General features: G+C 47.9%; 22 protein-coding genes. 4 read left to right on the top strand and 18 right to left on the bottom strand.

Annotation, left to right across the window (positions count from 1 at the left end):
• Positions 1-13: 13 nt before the first annotated feature.
• The gene (locus tag C3B52_RS02625; protein ID WP_103104520.1) at positions 14-433 is read right to left on the bottom strand and encodes a hypothetical protein; all 420 of its coding nucleotides are present in this window, start codon (positions 431-433) and stop codon (positions 14-16) included.
• Between the two features lie 214 nt (positions 434-647).
• On the opposite strand from C3B52_RS02625, the gene C3B52_RS02620 reads away from it, so the two are divergent.
• The gene (locus tag C3B52_RS02620; RefSeq protein WP_103104651.1) at positions 648-1,355 is read left to right on the top strand and encodes an ArsR/SmtB family transcription factor; all 708 of its coding nucleotides are present in this window, start codon (positions 648-650) and stop codon (positions 1,353-1,355) included.
• Positions 1,356-1,375: 20 nt separating this feature from the next.
• Here C3B52_RS02620 and C3B52_RS02615 read toward each other — a convergent pair whose 3' ends face one another.
• From C3B52_RS02615 to C3B52_RS02565, 11 genes are all read right to left on the bottom strand, one after another.
• Positions 1,376-2,263, bottom strand: coding sequence for a DMT family transporter (locus tag C3B52_RS02615; protein ID WP_103104519.1), 888 nt, complete (start codon positions 2,261-2,263; stop codon positions 1,376-1,378).
• 88 nt (positions 2,264-2,351) lie between these two features.
• On the bottom strand, positions 2,352-3,512 hold the full coding sequence (locus tag C3B52_RS02610; protein WP_103104518.1) for a GNAT family N-acetyltransferase: 1,161 nt from the start codon (positions 3,510-3,512) through the stop codon (positions 2,352-2,354).
• A complete protein-coding gene (locus tag C3B52_RS02605) occupies positions 3,481-4,827 on the bottom strand; it encodes a F390 synthetase-related protein (RefSeq protein WP_103104517.1) in 1,347 nt (448 codons plus the stop codon). The genes C3B52_RS02610 and C3B52_RS02605 overlap by 32 nt, the downstream gene beginning before the upstream one ends.
• The gene (locus C3B52_RS02600) at positions 4,815-5,666 is read right to left on the bottom strand and encodes an MBL fold metallo-hydrolase (RefSeq protein ID WP_103104516.1); all 852 of its coding nucleotides are present in this window, start codon (positions 5,664-5,666) and stop codon (positions 4,815-4,817) included. Before C3B52_RS02600 ends, C3B52_RS02605 begins: the two co-directional genes overlap by 13 nt.
• The gene (locus tag C3B52_RS02595; RefSeq protein ID WP_103104515.1) at positions 5,656-6,657 is read right to left on the bottom strand and encodes an NAD-dependent epimerase/dehydratase family protein; all 1,002 of its coding nucleotides are present in this window, start codon (positions 6,655-6,657) and stop codon (positions 5,656-5,658) included. Before C3B52_RS02595 ends, C3B52_RS02600 begins: the two co-directional genes overlap by 11 nt.
• Positions 6,658-6,664: 7 nt before the next feature.
• On the bottom strand, positions 6,665-7,876 hold the full coding sequence (locus C3B52_RS02590; RefSeq protein WP_103104514.1) for an ATP-grasp domain-containing protein: 1,212 nt from the start codon (positions 7,874-7,876) through the stop codon (positions 6,665-6,667).
• A complete protein-coding gene (locus C3B52_RS02585) occupies positions 7,866-8,861 on the bottom strand; it encodes a beta-ketoacyl-ACP synthase III (protein ID WP_103104513.1) in 996 nt (331 codons plus the stop codon). The genes C3B52_RS02590 and C3B52_RS02585 overlap by 11 nt, the downstream gene beginning before the upstream one ends.
• 163 nt (positions 8,862-9,024) lie before the next feature.
• Positions 9,025-9,525, bottom strand: coding sequence for a hypothetical protein (locus tag C3B52_RS02580; protein ID WP_103104512.1), 501 nt, complete (start codon positions 9,523-9,525; stop codon positions 9,025-9,027).
• A 35-nt stretch (positions 9,526-9,560) separates the two neighbouring features.
• Entirely contained in the window at positions 9,561-10,256 is a 696-nt protein-coding gene (locus tag C3B52_RS02575) for a response regulator transcription factor (RefSeq protein WP_103104511.1), read from the bottom strand.
• Positions 10,253-11,725, bottom strand: a complete 1,473-nt coding sequence (locus C3B52_RS02570) for a sensor histidine kinase (RefSeq protein ID WP_164684675.1) — start codon at positions 11,723-11,725, stop codon at positions 10,253-10,255. The genes C3B52_RS02575 and C3B52_RS02570 overlap by 4 nt, the downstream gene beginning before the upstream one ends.
• 61 nt (positions 11,726-11,786) lie before the next feature.
• A complete protein-coding gene (locus C3B52_RS02565) occupies positions 11,787-12,698 on the bottom strand; it encodes a hypothetical protein (protein WP_103104510.1) in 912 nt (303 codons plus the stop codon).
• 480 nt (positions 12,699-13,178) lie between these two features.
• On the opposite strand from C3B52_RS02565, the gene C3B52_RS02555 reads away from it, so the two are divergent.
• Positions 13,179-14,057 (top strand): proline iminopeptidase-family hydrolase, encoded by an 879-nt coding sequence (locus C3B52_RS02555; RefSeq protein ID WP_103104508.1) that lies wholly within the window; start codon positions 13,179-13,181, stop codon positions 14,055-14,057.
• 155 nt (positions 14,058-14,212) lie between these two features.
• Here C3B52_RS02555 and C3B52_RS02550 read toward each other — a convergent pair whose 3' ends face one another.
• Positions 14,213-15,523: a hemolysin family protein gene (locus C3B52_RS02550; protein ID WP_201264838.1), complete on the bottom strand. Its 1,311-nt coding sequence runs from the start codon at positions 15,521-15,523 to the stop codon at positions 14,213-14,215.
• Between the two features lie 281 nt (positions 15,524-15,804).
• Positions 15,805-16,365 carry a GNAT family N-acetyltransferase gene (locus C3B52_RS02545; protein ID WP_103104506.1) on the bottom strand — a complete coding sequence of 187 codons (561 nt, stop codon included), beginning with the start codon at positions 16,363-16,365 and terminating at the stop codon, positions 15,805-15,807.
• A gap of 427 nt (positions 16,366-16,792) precedes the next feature.
• Between C3B52_RS02545 and C3B52_RS37735 the strand changes: the two genes are divergently transcribed.
• Positions 16,793-16,885, top strand: a complete 93-nt coding sequence (locus tag C3B52_RS37735; RefSeq protein ID WP_103104505.1) for a YjcZ family sporulation protein — start codon at positions 16,793-16,795, stop codon at positions 16,883-16,885.
• Positions 16,886-16,983: 98 nt separating this feature from the next.
• Entirely contained in the window at positions 16,984-17,274 is a 291-nt protein-coding gene (locus tag C3B52_RS02535) for a hypothetical protein (RefSeq protein ID WP_235615576.1), read from the top strand.
• 304 nt (positions 17,275-17,578) lie between these two features.
• On the opposite strand, the gene C3B52_RS02530 is transcribed toward C3B52_RS02535, so the two are convergent.
• From C3B52_RS02530 to C3B52_RS02515, 4 genes are all read right to left on the bottom strand, one after another.
• Positions 17,579-18,139, bottom strand: coding sequence for a dihydrofolate reductase family protein (locus C3B52_RS02530; protein WP_103104504.1), 561 nt, complete (start codon positions 18,137-18,139; stop codon positions 17,579-17,581).
• 441 nt (positions 18,140-18,580) lie between these two features.
• On the bottom strand, positions 18,581-19,159 hold the full coding sequence (locus C3B52_RS02525) for a hypothetical protein (protein WP_103104503.1): 579 nt from the start codon (positions 19,157-19,159) through the stop codon (positions 18,581-18,583).
• Positions 19,160-19,645: 486 nt separating this feature from the next.
• A complete protein-coding gene (gene wrbA, locus C3B52_RS02520; protein ID WP_103104502.1) occupies positions 19,646-20,263 on the bottom strand; it encodes an NAD(P)H:quinone oxidoreductase in 618 nt (205 codons plus the stop codon).
• A gap of 315 nt (positions 20,264-20,578) precedes the next feature.
• On the bottom strand, positions 20,579-21,463 hold the full coding sequence (locus C3B52_RS02515) for a cation diffusion facilitator family transporter (RefSeq protein WP_103104501.1): 885 nt from the start codon (positions 21,461-21,463) through the stop codon (positions 20,579-20,581).
• Positions 21,464-21,566: the final 103 nt, after the last annotated feature.

The raw sequence follows: 21,566 nt of genomic DNA, 5'->3' as shown, positions 1-21,566 counted from the left end.
CTCATTGCTCCTCTCACCATAAGCCTCCAGCCAGCATTGTGAAACGAATCAATACGACCTCATCCTCGTCCTTCAACAAGAGCGGAGTCTCTAATGCTTCTGCTTCCTCGTCTGAAATAAATACGCGGTATAATCCGTCTTCAAAAGCCTGAATTGCCGTGTCTAGCGATTTTTGAACATCAGGAATAGTGTCGTTGTAAACCGCGTCGAAGCCTACTTTTCCATTCTCCGCCCGCTCTTTGACCTCTCCCTCTGTCAAATACGGTACAATCGAGATGTTTTGCTGCTTTTCTACTAATCCACGAATGTTCCACTCTACTAACACTTCTATCAATTCCCTCAGTGTCTGAGGTGTTTGTGCAAGCTCAACAGGAATGCGGCTTAAAGCATTCTTGCGTTTACCAATACTTTTGACGGTTACTGCGATTCTCATCTATAGGACCTCTTCCTTTCAGTAGATAGAGATTCACCCTTCCTGAACTTATTCTACTAGACTATGGTTGGTTTTTCCAAAATGGTAGAGCATTTCCATAATGATTCGTCAGATGTACCTATTTATGTATGAATGACGCCAGAACGATAGACCTACTACTGATTTTTGTAAGTGGTATATAATGAGTGAGAGAGCAAAAAAGGGGGACAAGCGGTTGAATACCAGTCCAAATATCGTGGAGATCGCCTCTTTAATCGGAGAGCCGTCTCGCGTCTCGATCCTCGTCAGCCTGTTAAGCGGAAAAGCCTTGCCTGCCAGCGAATTGGCACGTGCAGCCCGTGTGACACCACAAACAGCAAGCACTCATCTGTCCAAGCTCGTCGAGGGCGGTCTGCTCGTCAGCGAATCTCACGGCCGACACCGTTATTATCGACTGGCTAGTGCTGAAGTCGCTCATGCATTAGAGGCTTTGCTCACGATTGCTACCCCAAAGCCCGTTCGTTCCTTGCGGGAATCCGATCAATTACGGGCTATGCGCTTCGCCAGAACGTGCTATGACCATCTGGCGGGTGTAATCGGCGTTGCGTTGACGCAAAAAATGATTGAACTGCAGCTGATCGAGGCATCCGGACAGGATTATGTACTGAACGAATCAGGCAAGCAAAAGCTGCTGGCACTCGGCGTAGAGGTTGAGGGCAAGCCCAAAAGCAAACGACGTTTTGCAAGACAATGTCTGGACTGGAGCGAGCGGCGTCACCATCTCGCGGGAAGTCTCGGAGCCGCGTTGACCAAACGGTTGTTTGAGTTAGGCTGGATCGAGCGTCTGCCAGGCGGTAGGGCGGTTCGGATCACACCAGACGGCTCAACCGGACTTTTCAACGAATTCGGCCTGCAAATAGAAGACGGGAAGCAGCTCTTATAAAAGAGTCACTTCCCGTTGTCCTATGCGCTCTCTCTTTTTGACTGCTGCAATCTCCCACTTGGGGCAAACGTCCAGTTGACGAGGAAAATTCCTGCGAAAATAAGCAATCCTCCCGCATACACATGCCATTTGACAACCTCATACAGAAGCACCCAGCCTGACAGTACCCCAAAAAACGGAGCCAGGAACAAAAAGGCACTCGTCCTGCCTGGATCGCCTTGATTGAGTAAAAAGAACCAGGTGGCAAATTGCACGATTGACGCCATGACAGCAAGCCATAGCACGATGACGATAGATGTAGGCGTAATGATCAGCTTTGGTGTCTCCAAGGTCACGCCCATCAGGAGCAACAGGATGCCCCCAAACAGCATTTGATACGCTGTCATCACCCACACATTGAAGCGGACTCCCCACTTTTTGATCAAAACCGTAGCGATCGACCACGATACAGCAGACCCTATGCCAAAAAGCGTCCCTGTCTCCCATTGCAGATGAAAGCCAAGCGTAATAAAGACTCCGAAGATTCCAATCAGCACGCCCGCCCATTGTGAGAAACGATAAGATACACCCAAAAACAGCGTTCCCCAGATAACCACCAGCAGCGGGTTCATAAAGGTCAAAATGGATGACTCCCCTGCCGTAATCGTACGTAGGCTCAAAAAGATACAGCCCATCACCGCTGCGGTCTGCAAAAATCCGATCAGACCTATTTTGCCCCAATCCTGGAGCGATTTTGGCAACGGCTTTTTCCATACCCAGATGGCCATCAACAAACCTGCTAGGGTAAAACGAAGTCCCACCAGGAGCAGCGGCGAGAAGTAAGTCAGCCCGATTTTTCCGACAGCAAAGGATGAGCCCATCAGCGAAGTCGTAATGACGACCAAAATACCGAATAAAACCGGATTCATGTTGTTGCTTCCCCCATTTCTAGCGACTAGATGCTACACGTAGTGTACATGAGAGATATTTCGACAGTAACCGAAGTGTGGGAAATCGCTATAATTTGTACTTCTCTACCATCCTGATGCCGATTTTCTCCAGCAGGAAAGTCATGACCTGCCATATTCCACGACGATACTTAGGCAAATGGTTGACGTACACAGCCGTATATTCCGGCTCGCCAACCGCTCCTCTGTCGGCTTTGAAGGCACCGACACCAGCACTCTGATGAAGCAGGATTCCTTGGCGCTCCGCTTCCCTGACGAGGAGACTGGACAGCATCCGATACAAGCCTGTCTGTTTGGGCAAGGACGTATCGTAGCCAAAAAGGGGCGTAGTCATCACACCATTTCGCTGAAAATAGCCGAGTATGCCGTCCATGCTCCCCTCCTTTTCCAATCCGATGAGGGTCAGCGTCTTTTTTTTCATCGCCAGCCGGATGAACTCCGTCGTAAACTGCGGGTTATGCTGCGAATATTTATCCAGGTACAAAGCGTTGTACAACGCAACGATTCGCTCGGCGTGCTCTTCGCCCAGCTCTTCGTGAGACAGGATGCGATATCCCGAGCGCGCAAGCAATTGCCGATCTCGCCCCAGCGTATTGCGGACGCGCCACTTTCCTTGGGCAGGCCAATCGGGATGAAACAAATACACGTAACGACTGGGAATCAGGATGTAGCCTGCCCGGCGCAGACCAGCGTAGAAATCAGGACAAAGCTTGCGGCAAACAGAGCGAAACGCAATAATATGATCTGGAAAACGCTCCACACAATACTCGGTAATCTGCTCTGCATCCTCTGCTGTCATCTCATGGTATAAATTCGTCGACAGGAGCCAGTTGTTGACGATGACCATCCGATTGCTTTGGCTCGCTTTCATCCACCCTCCCAGCCCTGACAGGAGCGGTAAAAACAAGCCCTTCCATATAGGGGAGCCGAGCATATCCAGCTCCTCCTTGGCATAGGTCACATAATGCGTATATGGAGAGCAAACATAGGAGTTGTCATACTCCCCCTCATTTATGGTCAGCGGCATGATTCGAGCATCAATGGCTAGTGCCAGCACCCGTGTCTGGACATTTTGGACATAGCGCTTTGGGTCAGAAGTCATCAACGGCTCTAAATAGCTGCGTGCGTACTCTCCGTCCCGCAGCTGTTCCCAGCGAATGTCGCCTAGCGTGGTATGATCATGGACAGCGATCGTCTTCCTGCTGCTCATCTGGCGTAAACATCCTCTCAACCCGTCTTAATTTTTTCGTGCCTAGCTGCAGCTCATATGGCGTAAAGGTGATCACCGGCACTTCTCCCTGATGCTCCCGGATGATTGCCTCAAGACTGCTGCGCACCTGCTCCTCAATGAATGGCGAGTCGCCATCCCTCAGCCGAAGCGCTACCTCCAGCTTGCACGGACTGAGCTGTCGCACGGTATATTCCTCAATCGCATCAGATGTAGAAATGACAGCCCGGCGGATGAAATCGGGAAACACCGATACGAGGAGCTCTCCCTTTTCCCCTCGAAACCAAAAGAGATCATCGGCTCTGCCCTCGATCTTTTCCAATGCCGTAAAGACAGAGCCACATGGACAGGGCGAGTGCTTCTCGGTCAAAATATCATTAAGCCTGTAGCGGATGATCGGCTGCGTCACACGTGAAAAATCCGTCAAAATTGGGAAAAAGCGTTCTTTTTGCTCATCCAGATACTCTTTTTCCATGACAATCAAATCTTCGTTCACATGCAGGGTGCCATGGGCGCAGGTGACAGCCAGCAAGCCTTCTGTGCATTGGTAAATTTGATGAATAAGCTGTTCAAACGTATCTCGTATGTACGCTTCGTCTAATGGGTCCAATACCTCGGCAACCGAAATGATTTTGGCAGGTGCAATCCGCAGTGCTCCCTTTCTTTGCTCCGCCGCCAACAGCCTCAGCATAGAAGCTGGAGCAACAAGCACCGTCGGCTGGTACTCATTCAAGGTAAGCAGATGCTCCTGTAGCGGCTTTTGCAGATCAAAAAAAGAGAAGCGGATGCGCCGCCTGTTTACTGCTGTATACAAATTGCTGTTTGCCCGCAGGAAAAAAGCGATGCGATGCTCGGACCACAGCGGTCCCGGAAGTGCTTTGGCGAGGATCGTTCCCGCCCATTTTGCCTGCTCCTCTCGTCCCACCAAAAACAAACCGCGATTGCCAGATGTCCCCGATGACAAGCCAACAGTAACCCCTTCGAGCTGTGGAGCAAAATCACGTGTCACCTCTGCTTTTAGGGCAACCCGGAACGCATCTTCCTTTTTGATCCCGCGTGTATTCAGCTCATCAAAATGCGCCATCATCAGCTTTTTATCAATCGGCTCCATGCTGCGCCAGTCCGCAGTGTCAAGATCGCCCAATCGCTCGCGATAAAAAGGAGAGTCGGGTAAAATGCGTCGCAGCATCGCCTGCACTTGTGCTGACTGCCAGCTCTCCAGCTGCTCCCGCGTGGAAAATCGTCTGGCAAGCCACTTGGTCCGGATATATTGCCTAAGCAATGCTACGATCTCCATGAAAAATCTCCTTTGCACGTCTGCCATACCTCTTCGCAATGAGTCGGCATAATCCGCAAATCGCTCCGATTACGGGACAGCACATGCAGCTTGTATAAGTTCTCGCGATACGTCTTTTGATCCGCCATGATGAGTCTCGCCAATGGATGAGGCAGCAAATGATCACGGTAAGCTACGCTAGACCACGCGGCATCTGCACAAAGAAACACCTCTCCATGATCATGGTCGCACAGGAGCAGCCCGAACTGCCCTTGTGCATGTCCACTCAGATCAACGAGCAGCAAGCTTTGATCACCAAACAGATCGTACGCCTCCGTATAAGGCTGATACGCTTTCGATAATGGCACAGGCGAATTCCGGTCAACAAAAGTCACACGCTCTTCGAAATCGTCTGGTATCAAGTCCGGCAAGAATCCTTCGCGAAGCGCGGCCAGCCCCGTCTTTCCCCGGACTCGCTCATACGCCTTTTCGAAGCAGTAGAGCTTCGCCTGCGGAAAATCGCGCAAGCCGCCGATATGATCGCCATGAAAATGGGAGATGAGGATGCCTTTTACCAAATCAGGGTCGATTCCGCGCGCGACGAGCTGAGCCCGAACACCCTGAGCTTCATCCGTTACAACAGGTGTGAGCTTGCCATAGATTGAGTACGGAAATGTACGTGTCGCCTCAAAAAAACGCGGAGAATAGCCTGTATCAAAAAGCAGAAGACCGTGGACAGGATGCTCGATCAGTCCTGCGAGGGCGTGAAACGGAACGTTTTTCAGCCGCCCTCCCTTTCGCGAAAACAGCTCCAGCTGACGGCAAAACCCTGTGTCCAACAGCGTCAATTTAACGTTCATGCTGCAACCTCCACCACTGTGTAAACGCCTCGATTCCCTCTGCGATACTGACGCGCGGATAATAACCCAATGCTTCGCGGGCTTTTGTGATGTCAAGCGTCTGCGATTTCGCCAGTACTCCGACCGAATAACGGGTCAAAACTGGCTCGCGATTGCCAAGCAGAGTACGTGAGAGAGTCTCCAGCACCCATGCTGCGGAGTATGCCTGCCAATAGGGCAGCTCTTTTGCACGCAGCGGCATTTCCAATCGTCTGAACACCTCTGACAAGACATCGATGAGCGTGACTGGCTCACCGTTTGTTATATTGTAGGCTTGGCCCAGCGTGCTTGCTGGCGAATCCATGCAGAGCAGCTGAGCGTCCACGACATTTTCAATGTAGGTCAAATCCATGACGGCACGTCCGCCGCCAATCAGCGGAACGAATTTTTTCTCATTGGCACGAATCAGCCGAGGCAGGATGGCATTGTCTCCCGGACCAAACAGTGCCCGCGGACGAATCGTTATCGCTCCTAGCCCTGCTTGAAAAGCCTCATCCACCTTACGCTCCGCCAAATATTTTGTATGCGTATATGTATTAGCAAATCGCTTTGGCAGCGGATCATTTTCTCGAATCCCCACTCGGTCGTCAAAAGCAAAATAAATGCTTGGGGTCGATACATGGACCAGCCGCTCGATTCCATACTTCATGCAGCCGTCTATAATATGGCTGGTTCCGTCAACATTGGTCGCATACATGTCACGGTAAGTCCCCCATGGGGAGGAAAATGCCGCCACATGATGCACAACATCCTGATTCCGGCACGCCTCAATCATCGCTTCTTTATCTCTTATATCGCTCTGGACAAAGCGAATTCCTTTTTGCTGCAGCTCGCTTCCGATCCGCTGATCGCGTCCCAAGGCCGTTACTTCATAGCCCTCTTCATGCAGCCGATGCACCAGCTTTTGCCCGAGAAAGCCCGTTCCACCCGTGACGAGTACACGCTTGCTCATGGTTTCTTCACATCCTTTTTCGGGAGCGGCTTCCTTCGACTACGGATGGCGCTTCCCCATTCCATTCAATATCCTCTGTACTGCATTCGATCATGCTCTTCCCTGTCCGGATGCTGCTCCAGGCCAAATCGGCAAGCATCCCAAACTGTGCTGCATATGGCCACGGATCACCGGGCATATACAGCGCATCTCTTGCGGAAAAAAAGTCGCTTCCCCACTGCTTCAGATCGCTCCAATCCCGGATGCCGCCAAGTCCATAGGTCAGCATCGCCATTGCCAGCATGGATGGGGGCGCTGTTTCCCGAGGGACGATCACCTCACTGCCCTGCTGCAAAAAGGCATTTGCCGCTTCCTTTTGCCCTCTGAACAGATGTATTCCGCTTGTCAGCCGAGGATTGCACTCAATGACATACAGCTCTCCCTGCCTGCTTTCAATCAGGTCAAAGGCGATCTGTCCGCTAAAACGATGGCGCTCCACAAACCTGCTGACAAAGTCCTTTACTCGCGGATGATTCGCATAGGCAAAATAGATAGAAGCCCCTTGCCCTGCTGTATATGTTGTTGCATAGTCCGCATATAGAGACAACCGTCCTTCGTGAGCGACGGCATAGCTGCATAGCTGACGACCATCTATAAACTCTTGGACGAGCCAGGGCTGCTCTGTACTAGGCTCAGGAAGTGGGTTCATGGCTGCTGCAAGCGGATCTGCTATGATGCGGACATGTGCTGCAAAACGTGAGTAGACTGGCTTTAGCACGACAGGTCCACTCGCCTCTCGCAAGGCCTGCTTCAGCTCTTCCTGCGAGCAGCTCAATACGGTATTCGGGACAGTGGCGCCTGCTTCCCGCGCCAGCTTTCCAAACAGCCATTTATCATGCAGCGACCCCAAGACATCCGGTCCTTCTGTCAACACCGCTCCATAGGATTGCAAACGATCACGGCCCTGTGCGACATAAAAAATTTCCTCACAGGTCGGAATCAACAGATGCACCTGCTCCTGCTCCATAATCCTGCACAGGGCTGAAATATAGTCTGTTGGTTGCTCGCGCGGGGAAGGTACCCGATACGCCCGCTCGACGAAGCGAGAGCGACTGCAAAGATGCAGCCGCGCGCTTTCTGCCACGATGACCCGATGTCCCGCTGCACCGAGCAATCGCGCCAGCTCCAGCGTACCGGGAGCTCTTCCTCCCGTAAGCAAAATCGTCTTGCTAGTACTCAAGGACAACTCCTCCGAGCGACAAGCCTGCAGATGTTCCCAGGAGCAGCACACGGTCTCCTCTTTCAATACGCCTATGGACAATCGCCTCATGCAGTGCCAGTGGGATAGACGCCGCAATCATGTTTCCGTGATGAGCGAGAATATTGACCATCTGCTGATCGGAGAAACCGAGCTTGCTTGCCATAATCCGCATCGCCATTCCGCTCGCTTGATGGGGAATGACAGCCTTGAGCTGCTCCTTTTTCAAAGACACCGCCGCAAGCAATTGCTCGACGAAGCCTGTAATTCGCTGAGATGTCAGTCGAAATATTTTCCGCCCGTCCATATCAAATGTAAAATCTGCTTCTCTTCCTTGGGCGTATTGACTCGGGTGAAGCATGGTTCCGCCTCCCCTGATTTCTGAATAATGCGCCCCTTCACTGTATGTTTTCATCGCCGATCCAAAGATGCGCGCTGTCTCTGTGTCCGGGGTACGACCAATGACAACCGCTGCTGCTCCATCACCAAACAAAACACAGCTCTCTTTTTGCTCCCAGTTCAGTCCGACCGAAGCAATTTCCGTAGAAATGATCAGGACACGCTCGTATATACCGAGTGCCATGGAGCAAGATAGCACATCCAGTGCTGTCACGAAGCTTAGACATGTGGAATTGATATCGAAGCAGGGAATGCCTGAACGAGAAAGCTGTAGCTCCTCCTGGATCAATGCAGCCGTACATGGAATCTCCTGCTGAGCGGTACCGCTTGCACATACCAGACAATCGATGTCATGCATCGTCAGCCCTGCCGCTTCGAGTGCTTGCAGGGCAGCAATCGCCCCCATCTGTGCGGCCGTTTCGTCCGTCACATAATGCCTCACACTCACTCCTGACTTCTTCTCCACCCAGCCCGCTGGAACTCCTAGTCGTGCATCCAGCTCGGCGGCGGTTACTTGTCGCTTCGGCAAATATTTCCCCGTTCCGAGTACTTTTATTTTTCTTTCCATCTGTTGCTTCTCCTTTAGCAGTGCGTTTCTCCTACGTTATTTCTGTTTCTGCCATTCATTGTACCTAGAAATGCCCTTGTATGGGGATAGGGATTATGGACGAAAAAAACTACCTCCTGCACGATGGCAAAAGATAGTTGTTCGTTATGTGTATGACGTTTTTTTACGCTTTTCGTTTCCCCCACGGCTTGAACACCGACAGCCAGAAGATGATCGCAAGGGACAAAATCTGCAGGATGATGCCAGTCCATAGCTGTCCGCTGTTTAGGAGAATAGCCGAATTTTCCATCGCTCCGATCCCTTCAGGCAAGGCGGAACTGCTGGCTGGCAATGTCCAAAAGTACATCCCGATCGGCCCCAGCACAATGGCAAATACGGTCAGAATTTCCTTTGCGATGAGCCAATAATAGCGAAACAGCCCCCAGTGCGTCCAGACAGAGAGCAGCACTCCCGTCACAATCGTCCCGATCGTAGAGGCGCGTACGCTCGTTTTGGAAAGGGCATGCATGGCTTGGTAACAGGCAGAAATAATACTGGCATCTGTGGAGGTCGCCGCAACGATGCTCAGTACCAGAAAGATGACGGCACCGCCCAACATGATGGAAGAAAAAATCAAATGAGCGAGCAGGAGCCATTTTTTCTGATTCATGCTGAGCTTGATCATGATGGCTTCACCTCATCTATTTTGTTTTTCAAAAGCTAAAGTACAAATCGGTACCCGACACCCCAAACCGTTTCAATGTACTGCGGCTTGGACGGGTCCTTTTCTATTTTCTCTCGCAGCTTGCTGATATGAACGGTCACTGTCGCAATATCTCCGAGTGAGTCCAACCCCCAAATCTTTTCGAACAGCTCCGTTTTACTAAACACCCAATTCGGATGGGTCGCCAAAAACAACAGCAGGTCGTATTCTTTTGAGGTGAACATTACTTCTTCTCCGTTGATGTGCACTTTTCTCGCCAGCTTGTCGATTTGAATCCCACGAATGCGGATTTCATCTTTAGGCATTCGCGGCTGACTATCTGCGACTAGCCGATCGTAGCGTGCCAAATGAGCCTTGACCCTCGCAACTAGTTCACCCAGACTAAACGGTTTGCTGATATGATCATCCGCTCCGAGCCCCAGTCCGCGAATTTTGTCCACGTCCTCTTTTTTGGCAGAGACGAGCAGGATCGGGATGTTTTTGGCCTCACGTACTTGCTTGCATATGGCAAAGCCATCTATCTCAGGCAGCATCAGGTCTAAAATCAGGAGATCATACTCCTCCTGCAATGCCTTTTTCAAGCCTGTATCTCCGGAAAAAGCGACATCGACCACATAGCCGCTCGCTTCCAAATAGTCTTTTTCTACCTCAGCAATAACGGCATCGTCTTCAATGATCAGAATACGCTTCATCGCGAATCACCTCCGGCCATCTCCTCATAGGGCAACGTAAAGCTGATGCGCGTCCCGCTCCCCCGTTCACTCTCCGCCCAGATCATGCCACCCTGACCTTCAATCATTTGCTTGGCAATCGCAAGTCCCAAGCCTCCGCCTCCCATGGACGTATTGCGTGACGGGTCAGCACGGTAAAAACGGTCAAAAATGTGCGGCAGCGCTTCTTGATCTATGCCTGCGCCGTTATCTATCAGTGAAATGGTCGCTGCCTGCTCGCCCGTCCATACTTCCATCCGTATCCACTTCTCTTCCTTATCCAAGTACTTGAGGCTGTTGTCGACGATATTCATCAGCACTCTATGGAGCTTTTCCCTGTCTGCCTTGACCAGGATGGATGTATTGCCGGAATAGGCAACGGGCAACTGCACGCCCTCCAACCGCGGATCGAGACGCAGCTCTTCCATAAATGAGGAAAGGTAGCTTGTGAGCTCAACTTGCTCCATTTGAAAGGGCAGCTTATTCAAATCGAGGCGAGAGAATAAAAACAGCTCATCGATCAGGCGATCCATCTGCTCGGATTTGATAGCAATCATGCTCATATATTTTTCCCGCTTGGCCTCGGTATCCGTTATTCCAGCCTGCATCGCCTCGACGCACGCTTTGATTCCTGTTATCGGCGTTTTCAAATCATGAGAGATGCTGGAGATCAGCTCTTTGCGATTGTCTTCATATTGAAGCTGCCGGCGGATTGATTCATACAATCTGACTCGCATTTCTTCAAAGGCAGCCCCCACCTCTCCCAGCTCATCGTTTCGTTTCAGCAAAACGGGGCGATCCAGATTGCCTTCCTTGATTTCGTTTGCTGCTTGCTTGAGTGCGTACAGCGGCTTGATAATGCTCCGTGAAACCAGGTAGGTCAGCAGCCCATTGGTCAGTGCCACGATGACAAGCAAAGTCAGCATCATAGTTGCGAAAAAGTACATACCGGTTACAAACATCGAACGGGAATCAGACAGGAAATACAACGTCCCCCTGCTTCTATCTCCAAAAGTAAAGTCATGGCTCTCGACGGAGTAGCCCTCTTTATTTAACTGTTGCCATCCGTTCCTGCCGCGCTCCTCCATTGCTGCCTTCATATAAGCAGGCACGTCAACACTCTCAATCGTAGGGGAAGCAAACAGCACACTACCGTTTTTTGCCACGATCAATGCACCCCCGAGCAAACGAAGCTGCTCGTCTGTTTCATTCAAAATGTCAGGTTTCAAAAGTCTGTCTGCGTCGTAGCTGGCAATGAAGGTAATGCCCGCGAACAGCTCATCTCGCTTGGTCAATGTTTCCCGGAAGACGGGCTTTCGCGATTCTTTTCCAGAAGGAAATTGATCTCCCCAAAAAGAAGGAGCCAGCCATGCTGCCACCAACCCGAAGCAGACGACGGGAACGACAATCATGGCGATATAGGATAGCAAGAGCCTGGTTTTAATCGACATGGGTAATCCTCCCGTCGCTGTCTATGGATGGTGATATTATACTACAGGGAACCTAGCAGACCTATTGAGAGACATGGTCTCCCCAGCCTTTTTTGCCCCATCTGCCTTTCATATCCTCACGCGAAATCTTTTCTACCTGCTTGTCTGCGAGATCGATATGATCAGGTGTCGTGGCAGCAAGATCAGACAAGCGAACATCCAGAGATAGGAGAAGCTTGTGCGCTTCACCGGATGCGTCTACACCAGATACGTGTATTTCAGCAGTTTGCTCTTCAATCAAATTATTTTTATCGATTGTAGCATGCAGGGTAATCTCATCTACCTGAACATCCTTTTGCAGATTCGGGAGTTTTACCACCATGCCCTGTTCCGCAGAAGATTTCTCCTTCTCCTCGCTGCGTTCTAAGACTTTTGCGTAGACAGTCGGTGCGATTGCTTTTACAAACGCAGGCATCTCCTGCTCAGACAGCTCAAGCGCAACCTGCTTGCCGCCATCCGGCAGCTCCTCGACTGTCGTCCATTTATTCATATCCCCAAGCAGCGCTGGAAATAGCTGCTTCACAAAGGCTGGAGGTCCGTCCTCTGTGCGCTTATCAGATTTGTGTCCCCAAGCAGCTGTCTCCATGACGCGATAAACGTCACTATCCCCTTTCTTAAAAATAACCTGATCCTGTTCACGAAAGGCTTGAAAGCTGCCTGTCCTGGCTGCATCTGTGTAGGTAGCATCCACACTAGCCGCATTCCCATCGTGATTGACCTTGGCAACGCCTTCGACCGTGAGCAGCTTCGTGCCGTTATCTGTCAGCTCTACCTTTGTATGAGCGGTCAAGCTCTGCGCTTCCTTCGTTTGACCCAGCGCTGATTTATACACATCAAGTCCTCTGTTTTCCGCACTTGCGGATATTCCCATACCCCAAACCAAAGCGCCACTCAGTCCTACTGCAAGTGCAACAGCGAGCCATTTTTTTCGCATATTTTATCCCTCCTGTTTGTTGGAAAGTGACTGCTTTCACTTTCTCTATAAACAATGGTAGAGGGGAGGTGTAAACACGCTCTAAACCAATTCTAAAAAAAGTGTAAAATTGGAGGGGGCGCTGCGAGTGGTTTGTGGTGGAGAGGAAAAAGGAGAAAAAGCGGCAGGTTCTTGGGCCCCCTGCTGGATGCGTGTGGTGCCCGTCTCCATGAAAAAAGCGAAAACCGCGTCCAAAGTGGCCCAATCAGGATGTGGTTCAGAGTGGACGCTTAAAAGCTTGTTTTCGCTTTTTTCATTACGACTCGGTTGATGTCCCAAAGACCTTTGCTTTTTCTCCTTTTTCCTCTCGCAAGCTGTTGGCATCACTCGCGCTTTTTTAGAGCATAAAAATCAAGAGAAAGTGCAAATTTACCAGAAATGGTATAGTGTAAGGAATCAAAAATTTTTTAATGTAAAAATTACGAAGTGGAGGCGACGGGCATGAAGCAAACGGATGGGTACATAGAGGTTCCTGGAGGCAGAGTTTGGTACAGTCGTGTCGGCGATGGGGAAAAGACACCGTTGATCGTGCTTCATGGGGGGCCTGGGAATACGCATGATCCGCTAAAGGAAGCGCTCCATGTACTGGGTGAGGACAGACCTGTCATTTTTTACGATCAGCTCGGGTCGGGGAATTCGGAGCGGCCGACTGATGCTTCCTTGTGGAAAACGGAGCGCTTTGTTGAAGAATTGGCCTCTGTGAGAAAGGCTCTCGACCTAGATGAGGTTCACATCCTCGGTCATTCGTGGGGAACGATGCTTGCCGCTGCTTATTTGATTGACACCAAGCCTGCTGGTGTACAAAGCGTCATCTTCTCCAGCCCATGCCTAAGTAGCAAGCTATGGAAAAAAGACGCCGATGAGCTGATCGCAAAATTGCCTGAAGCTGTTCAACAAACGATCGAGCATCATGAGAAGCAAGGTACTACCGATTCCAAAGAGTATCAGGACGCCATGAAGGAATACTACAGCCGGCATGTGTGCCGTCTCGATCCGCTGCCAGCGATCATGACCGAAAGCCGGAAAAAAGCAAACAAGGATGTTTACATGACGATGTGGGGACCTTCGGAGTTTTGCCCGACTGGCAATCTCAAGACCTTTGATTACACACCAAAGCTGAATCAGATTGATATTCCTTCGCTCTTTGTCTGTGGCCGCTATGACGAAGCCGCTCCCGACTCGACTAGCTATTACCAGTCACTAGTGCCAGGCGCCAAGCTTCATATATTCGAAAAAAGCTCCCATCTCGGCTATTTGGAAGAGACGGATGAGTATGTAAAAGTGGTTCGGGACTTCCTGCAAGCTGTGGACAGCAAGTAAATTATCTCGATTCCGGCGATACGAATGGCAATGAGGCATTTGAGCGTCTGACTGCTCTAGCCTTTTGACGGAGCCGAGATTGCAAGAAAAAAACGTGTCGGGTTCAACAGAGCTTACCGGCCGAAGAACCCGCACACGTTTGGACATTGCTTTGTTTAGTTTACTTGCAGCAGCTCCTGTTCTGGCTGATGCTCGATTTTCTTAATTTCTATTTTACGTATGCGATGCTTATCTTTCTTACGAATGGTGAACACGAGGCTTTCGTGACGCCACCCAATCCCTTCCTTGAGGGATGGATTTTGACTGTACAGCCAGCCCCCGATCGTATCCAGCTGTTCTTCATCGATACTCGCATCAAGCAAATCATTTACTTCCGAAAGCAGTACCTTTCCGTCCACAATCACATGGCTGTTTTCTTCCATAATCTCGATCTCCGCTTTTTCATCCGCATCAAATTCATCACGGATTTCACCTACAATTTCCTCCAAAATATCCTCTATGGTTACCAACCCGGAAGTACCGCCATACTCATCCAGCAAAATCGCAATATGTGTTCCTTGCTTTTGCATTTTCTTCAGCAGATCCTTAACAGGTGTCGCCTCTGAAACCGTCAGAAACGGTCGAATGAGCTGGGAAAGCTCTAAATTCGGATCGTCGGCATACTTCAAAAAGAACTCTTTGGTATGAATCATCCCAACAATATGGTCTTTGTTTTGTGAAACGATGGGGAAACGTGTATACTGCTCCTCTTTTATAATCCGCATATTTTGCTCCAAGGAAAATTCCTGATGCAAACAGACCATATCGGTTCGCGGCACCATAATTTCGCGAGCGAGCAGCTCATCAAAGGCAAAAATATTGCTCACATATCCGTATTCCGATTTATTGATTTTACCGCTCTCATAGCTTTCCGCCAGAATGATGCGCAGCTCTTCCTCCGAGTGGCTTTCCTCATGCTCTTTTGTCGGCTTCATCCCAAAAGAACGGACTAGCAGAGCAGCAGAGCCGTTAAGCAGCCAGATCCCGGGGTACATCAATTTATAAAACCAGATAATCGGTTTCGCACAAAGCAAGCTGACGCCTTCTGCTTTTTGAATCGCTACTGTTTTCGGAGCCAGCTCGCCCACGACCACATGCAAAAAGGTCACGATCGAGTACGCAATCAGAAATGACAAAATGGCGACGACTTGTTCAGGCAAAAATGGTTCCAGCACAGGGGTCAGAATCGTTTCAATTGTAGGTTTACCCAATACACCGAGGCCAATAGCGGTCAAGGTGATCCCCAATTGACATGCGGACAAGTAGCCATCCAAGTTACTAATTACTTTCTGAACAGCCAGAGCGTTTTTTCTTCCTTCCATGACCATCTGGTCTACACGACTCGGCCGGAGTTTGACAATTGCAAATTCAGTTGCCACAAAAAAAGCAGTGGCTAAAATCAGAAAAGCAATCAGCAACAAATTCATGGTTAACAATATCCTATCCCCTCTTCATTTTGAGTCTTACGTATTTATTTTTATTGTACGAAACTTCGCGAAACCATATCAACATTCGCTTATATCCATTTTCGTCGGCATTGCGCTATTTCTGACTGTTTTACCACTTCACGTCGCTCAATCCTACGCTTGCTCTCTTGGCTTCTCTTTCTTGGGTCTCCAGTTATTACAATGATCATGTTTAAACAAAAAAAGTGGCAGCTTGGGAACATGAATCATGCCGTTCCAAACTGCCACTTTTCATTAGCAACTCATATTGTGTTAGCTTGCAGGTTCTTTTCATAATCAGCTCTGGTTATTCCATAGAACTCTATATCTTCAAAGCTTCCCCACTTCAGTACATGCTGTGGGAAGGTACCCTCATGTTTCATCCCGACTTTTCTCATGACCTTATAAGAGGCTGTATTTTTTGTCATCGCCATTGCGAATATACGATTTAATCCCAGCTCTTCAAATCCAAATGCAACGATTCTCCGAGCAGCTTCTGTTGCGAATCCCTTCCCCCAATAAGGATGACCAAACCAATAACCAAGCTCAGCACGCTTATGACTTTTTGAAACAAGTAAGCTCATGCATCCCATCAGTTCTTCGGCTTCTTTTTTCACAATAGCAAACGTATAGCTTTCTCCCTTTTCGGTAGCGCGAAGAGTGGATTCAATCCATTCCTCTGCCGCTCCCTCTGGATAAGGGTGAGGAATGGAAAGAGTTGTGCGTGCTACTTCCTCGCTCCCTGCTAATCCATGAACCATTTTGGCATCAGATTGTTCAAAGTGTCGGATTACTAATCGATCTGTTTCCAATCTAAGGCTCATCTTCTTTCCTCCATTTTTTCATCGTTCTCTATTGTTATTTCGAAAATGGAATTACATGCCACTAGCTGTGATGAATACGCAGCAGCGCATAGGCTTGGCTGAACTCCTCGATCAACTTTTCCATCCGCTACTCTCCTTCGTCGTTATTCTTGGGAAATTTATTCTTCATAGCAGAACAAATACCTTCTTGCTTTTAACCAATTATCAGTCACCTAGACAACCTTGGAATCAGGTGTAGGATGTGGGGAAAAGCCCCTTGAACTTTCCGTGAAACAAAAAGGGTACAGGCAATGCTTGAGTCCTTTTTATTTTTTCCGACATTTCCAAAGGAGTCCAACTTTAATTCCTTTTTATCTTTTTACTTTTTGGGTGATGATACAGGCAAAAATGAGTAAAGCACATATTGTAAGACTATGGAAAGGGGGGATTGGAATTGGGTATCTTTAATGGCTTTGATGACTTTGCTCTGATCCTAGTGCTTTTCGTTTTGTTGGTAATTGTCGGATGTGATTGTGATTAATTAATAGAGAGTTTGTGAGGAGAAAAAATGCAAAGGGAGATTGAGTAGATTTTCCCCCTTTGCATTTTTCATTTACGAATTGAGGTGAGGTTGAAATTTTGGGTAAACAATCAATTAAAAAAAGTAACCATTATACACCTGAATTTATGGATTGGCTCAAGATAAAAAAGATCTCAATAAAAAGATTGCAAAAAAATCCTGTAAAGTTGGACCAGTATTATCAAGAATGGGCAAAAACACAAGGTAGACCAAAGAAAAAGTCACTTTTGTCGCTCCCTAACATAAACATTGATTTTGATGCAATTGTAAACGGTATACGGATAGCAAATGAGGTTTTGAGAAGATTTCAAGGTCCTGACGGGCTTACTCCACCATCCAAAATTAATTAATAGGCTAAATGATTACCTTTCATGATCAGAGACAATTGGGCAAATTAAACCACTTAATAAGAATCACTATTATTCAAGTAGGCCACTCAAATATCTATTGCTTGAAATAGCTAACCCGTCCCTGTTTTAATAGGAGACGGGTTTTCATCATTATTAAAAAGTTGTAGACTGTTCTTTATCTTATTGGGCTATCGTACCTGTTAGTTTAAAAATGGAAGACGCTCATAACTTCCGGCTTTCATAATTTCACTTGATTTTAGTAAGCTCAAAAGCGTATCTCCTGAATTTCACTCTAGTTTCGCGGTCAGACGATCACGCGGTAGTGAAGATGAACAACGCCGCTTCGGAAGCAGCGTTCACCGATCAGCTCGAGCCGCATGCGGAGGTTGTCCTGCAATGCTCGCTTGCCTCCACCCAAGACGATCGGATTAACAAGCAAATGACACTCGTCGATCAGTCCCGCGCTCATTGCCTGCCCAGCAAGCTCGGGGCCGCCAATCGTAATGTCGGCTTCTGAAGACTCTTTCAGCCTACGAATCGCATCAGGATCGAATTCGCGTTCGATCCTAGTCCTGGCGCTTGAAGCATGAAGCGTCCGGGAATACACGATCTTTTCAGCATCTCGCCAGATCTGCGCGAATTCCCGCATTACCTCTGGATGATCGCCTTTTTTGGCGCTCGCCGTTTCCCAGTACACCATCGACTCGTACATTCCACGCCCGTATAGGTAGGTGCCAATCGGCCGCTGGAATTCAGTCCAGAACGCAAACACCTCGTCATCGGAGATCGACCACTCGATATTGCCGCTCTCGTCCTCCATGTAACCGTCCAAAGATACGTTAATAGGGTAGATCAGTTTAGCCATTTCAATAACGCCCTCCAATTTCCGGTTTCCAACGTAACCAAGGCCTGCCCCTTCTGAAGTTGAACGAAGAAATGTCCATTTTTATTTTAACACAATATTAGAAGTATTCTGCCCACTGATTAAAAGGCCCCAATCTAAAACTTTGTTATCTCTATACAGCATGATGTTTCCTTGGCCTTCACGTATCCTTTTATCACTCCTCCTGGTGACACCATGACCTCGGGAAGGGAGAAAACAGACCTGAGGGGTATGGTCCGGTGATAACAAAAAAAGCCTGATTATCTCAGGCTTTCTTGCCCCAGCGTCAATTACGAGGCATGTCCAAACTAGATAAACCTAACAATTTGATGATACCGCATTTACTGGAGCTCACACGCCAAAGTTGAATAATGAGTAGGGTCTTTGAATGCCACCTGCCATCCGACCACCTTTGTCTTACAATCAACGAATATACATTCTTAATCTTGATAATAACCGTAGGATAATTTCCGTCCATATTCCGCTATAAAGCAAACAAAAAATAAATATATACATGATCGTGTCGATATGAAAGGTTTCTGTAACCGACGGACCGAGCAGACGAAAGCGGAAGACGTATAACACCAGTGCTATCCCAGCCCATAACGCGGCAGTGGAAAACAAGACAACCTGAATCCGATTTTTGAAGTGCACAATGCTGAAGCCCAATGCAAGCCCAAGCGGTCCTGTTGTAAACGGAAAGACGAATAGTTCACTCGGTTGAATGAGTAGCAATAACATGATGGCAAGTGCATATGCGGTTGCACCCGAGCGTAAAGAAATGAGAGTCGCTACTACAATCGGGGCCGTAGAAAGAGGACTGATCAAGTATCCTGGTCCCGGTATAAAGCCTCCCGCTAGTTGGAATAGAGTCGCTAGAGTACTGAGTAAGGCAATGGTGGTGAGCGTTATGGTATGGTTTCCGCTAAGACGCGCTAATAATGATGTGAATTCCATTTTTGGCAGTGGTTTTACCCAATAGTTGAGGAACTGTTCACGCATTGTTCAGAAGCCTCCTTAGATGGTTTCTCAGAAACATGGTCCCGTTCTTTGATTTTGATGAAAGCCATTTTCCCGAAACGCATCCGTCAGGGCTGATACCCATACTCCCGTATTTCTACTGAATTTAAATCGTTGATACCCCACTCACTGTCTCTGTGCTCCAAACAGCGAAAGGCACGTCATCAACAACGATTAATGGTGAATTGGTGTCTTTAGACATTCCGTTTTCCTATTCAAAATACGTTACCACTTTATTCGACTAAACATTCGATCATTCTTTTAAGCCATTGCATTAAAGAAAGTATTATCACAAAAAGAGCTTCCAGATTTGCTGGCATGGCTGAGGGCTCATTATAAATATGATTGCAAATTATTTCTGGTGAGGGGCATAATTTGTCCAGTTGACCTTCAACAGTGGTAGTGTTGGTATTTCCTTATAAGGAAAACCACAGTAAAAACTGTGGTTTTCCAACAATGCATAAAAATTTATTGCATTCCTTTTTTAACCCATTCAGCTACCGTAACCACACGCTTGGCTTGATGTTTAACAGCATTTTGATAAGCTTCCTTATCTCCAACAATTTGATTGTTTTGATCAACAGATACACTTGTACCATACGGATTCCCTCCGGCAGCAAACAAGGAAGCATCAGTATATCCTGGAGCAACCACGATTGCCCCCCAGTGATACATAGAGGTGTATAAGTTAAGGATAGTCGCTTCTTGACCACCGTGAGCGTTTTGAGCAGAGGTCATTGCACTTACCACTTTATTAACCGTCTTTCCATGGAACCAGATTCCACCTGTTGTATCTAAAAATTGTTTCATTTGGGCGGCAATGTTTCCGAAACGTGTAGGCGTACTGAAAATAATGGCATCAGCTTCAACGATGTCATCCGGTGTAATAACCGGAATATCGTTTGTGGCTTCCACATGGGCTTTCCAAGCTGGATTCTTATCAATCACTGCTTGAGATGCCAATTCTTGCACCTTAAAGATTTTCACTTCCGCGCCGGCTTCCTTTGCCCCTTCCGCAGCCCATTGAGCTAATTGATAGTTAGTTCCGGTGGAGCTGTAATACACAATTGCAAGTTTGACACTCATGTAAAAAACCTCCTTGAATGATTCGTTAGATAACACACTCTACGATAACCATCTCGTTCAAGTGGTAAACCTGTTTCGCCATAAAAACATAGGGTAGTTGTTACCTCTTAAGCCCTTCTTGAGGTCCCAGCGTCACTATGTGTGCTCTGAAAATATGAAGAGCCCGCTTCTCGCCTCCGGACTCCCTTCCTGACGCCATTGATTTATTCAAAAAGGCAGCAAAATAGCAAACCCTAAGAAGAGTCAAAAAGGCTGAGACACATGTCTCAGCCTAAAAACAAATGAAAGTTCTCGCTTTCAAACAATACCCACAATTTACGATTCATACCAAGGATTTAAATGAATCAATACCTCTTCAACCTCTTTCATTTCACTCATAATAGAGCCCTTTATAATTCTGCTAATATCGTGACCCTCTTTAATCGTTAAATCATTTGAAATGCTAACTCTTACGTCCACGATCACATAATGCCCATGTTCTCTTGCTCGAATCCGGTCAATTCTTTTTACTTGTGGAATTGCCCGGACAATGTTCTCAAGCTGATTCAACTTCTCAGCAGGTAAGCTTTTCTCCATTAATACTCCAATCGACTCCTCCCCCATTTCATAGGCCAACTTCATAACGAAATAGGAAACGATCAATCCGGCTAAAGGATCTCCGTATTGGGTATATGGTAAATCGTAGCGATCCCCAATTAATGCTACTCCAATCCCTATTACAGCAGCAATAGAAGCGTACACATCCGCTAGGTGATCGTTTGCGGTTGCTATCAGGCATTTACTATTTTGTTCTCTACCAAGCCTTATACAATAGACGTACAGGCCTTGTTTCCATATTAAAGATATAATTGCAGCTGCCAATGCTATGATACTAGCTTCCACTGCTGGTTCGAATAAGGCTTCTATCGACTTATAGACCATAAATAATGCGGCTAAGGCTAATATAATCGCCACAATACCAGAAGCAATAACCTCTGCTTTACCGTGACCATATGGATGGTCTTTATCCGCCGGCTTTTTGGAAACCATAGACGATGTCAAAGCAGCAAATGTAGCAATCACATCGCCAGCATTATGAATACCATCAGCAATGAGGACTTGACTATTGAATAAAAATCCAACAACAACCTTTATCACAGTCAATACCACATTACTTATTAAACTAATCCATAATGCGAGCAATGATGATGAGTATTGCATATGACCTTTCCTCCCTACTTACGAAACAACACGCTGACATATTGTACTGGATGAAATTTGAGTGAGTCTAGAGAAACAGTGTTTACTTGATTCATGCATGTAG

This window comes from Brevibacillus reuszeri (assembly GCF_002897295.1).
In the GTDB taxonomy this organism is placed as follows: domain Bacteria; phylum Bacillota; class Bacilli; order Brevibacillales; family Brevibacillaceae; genus Brevibacillus; species Brevibacillus reuszeri_A.
This window is presented reverse-complemented; position numbering and strand designations above follow the sequence as displayed.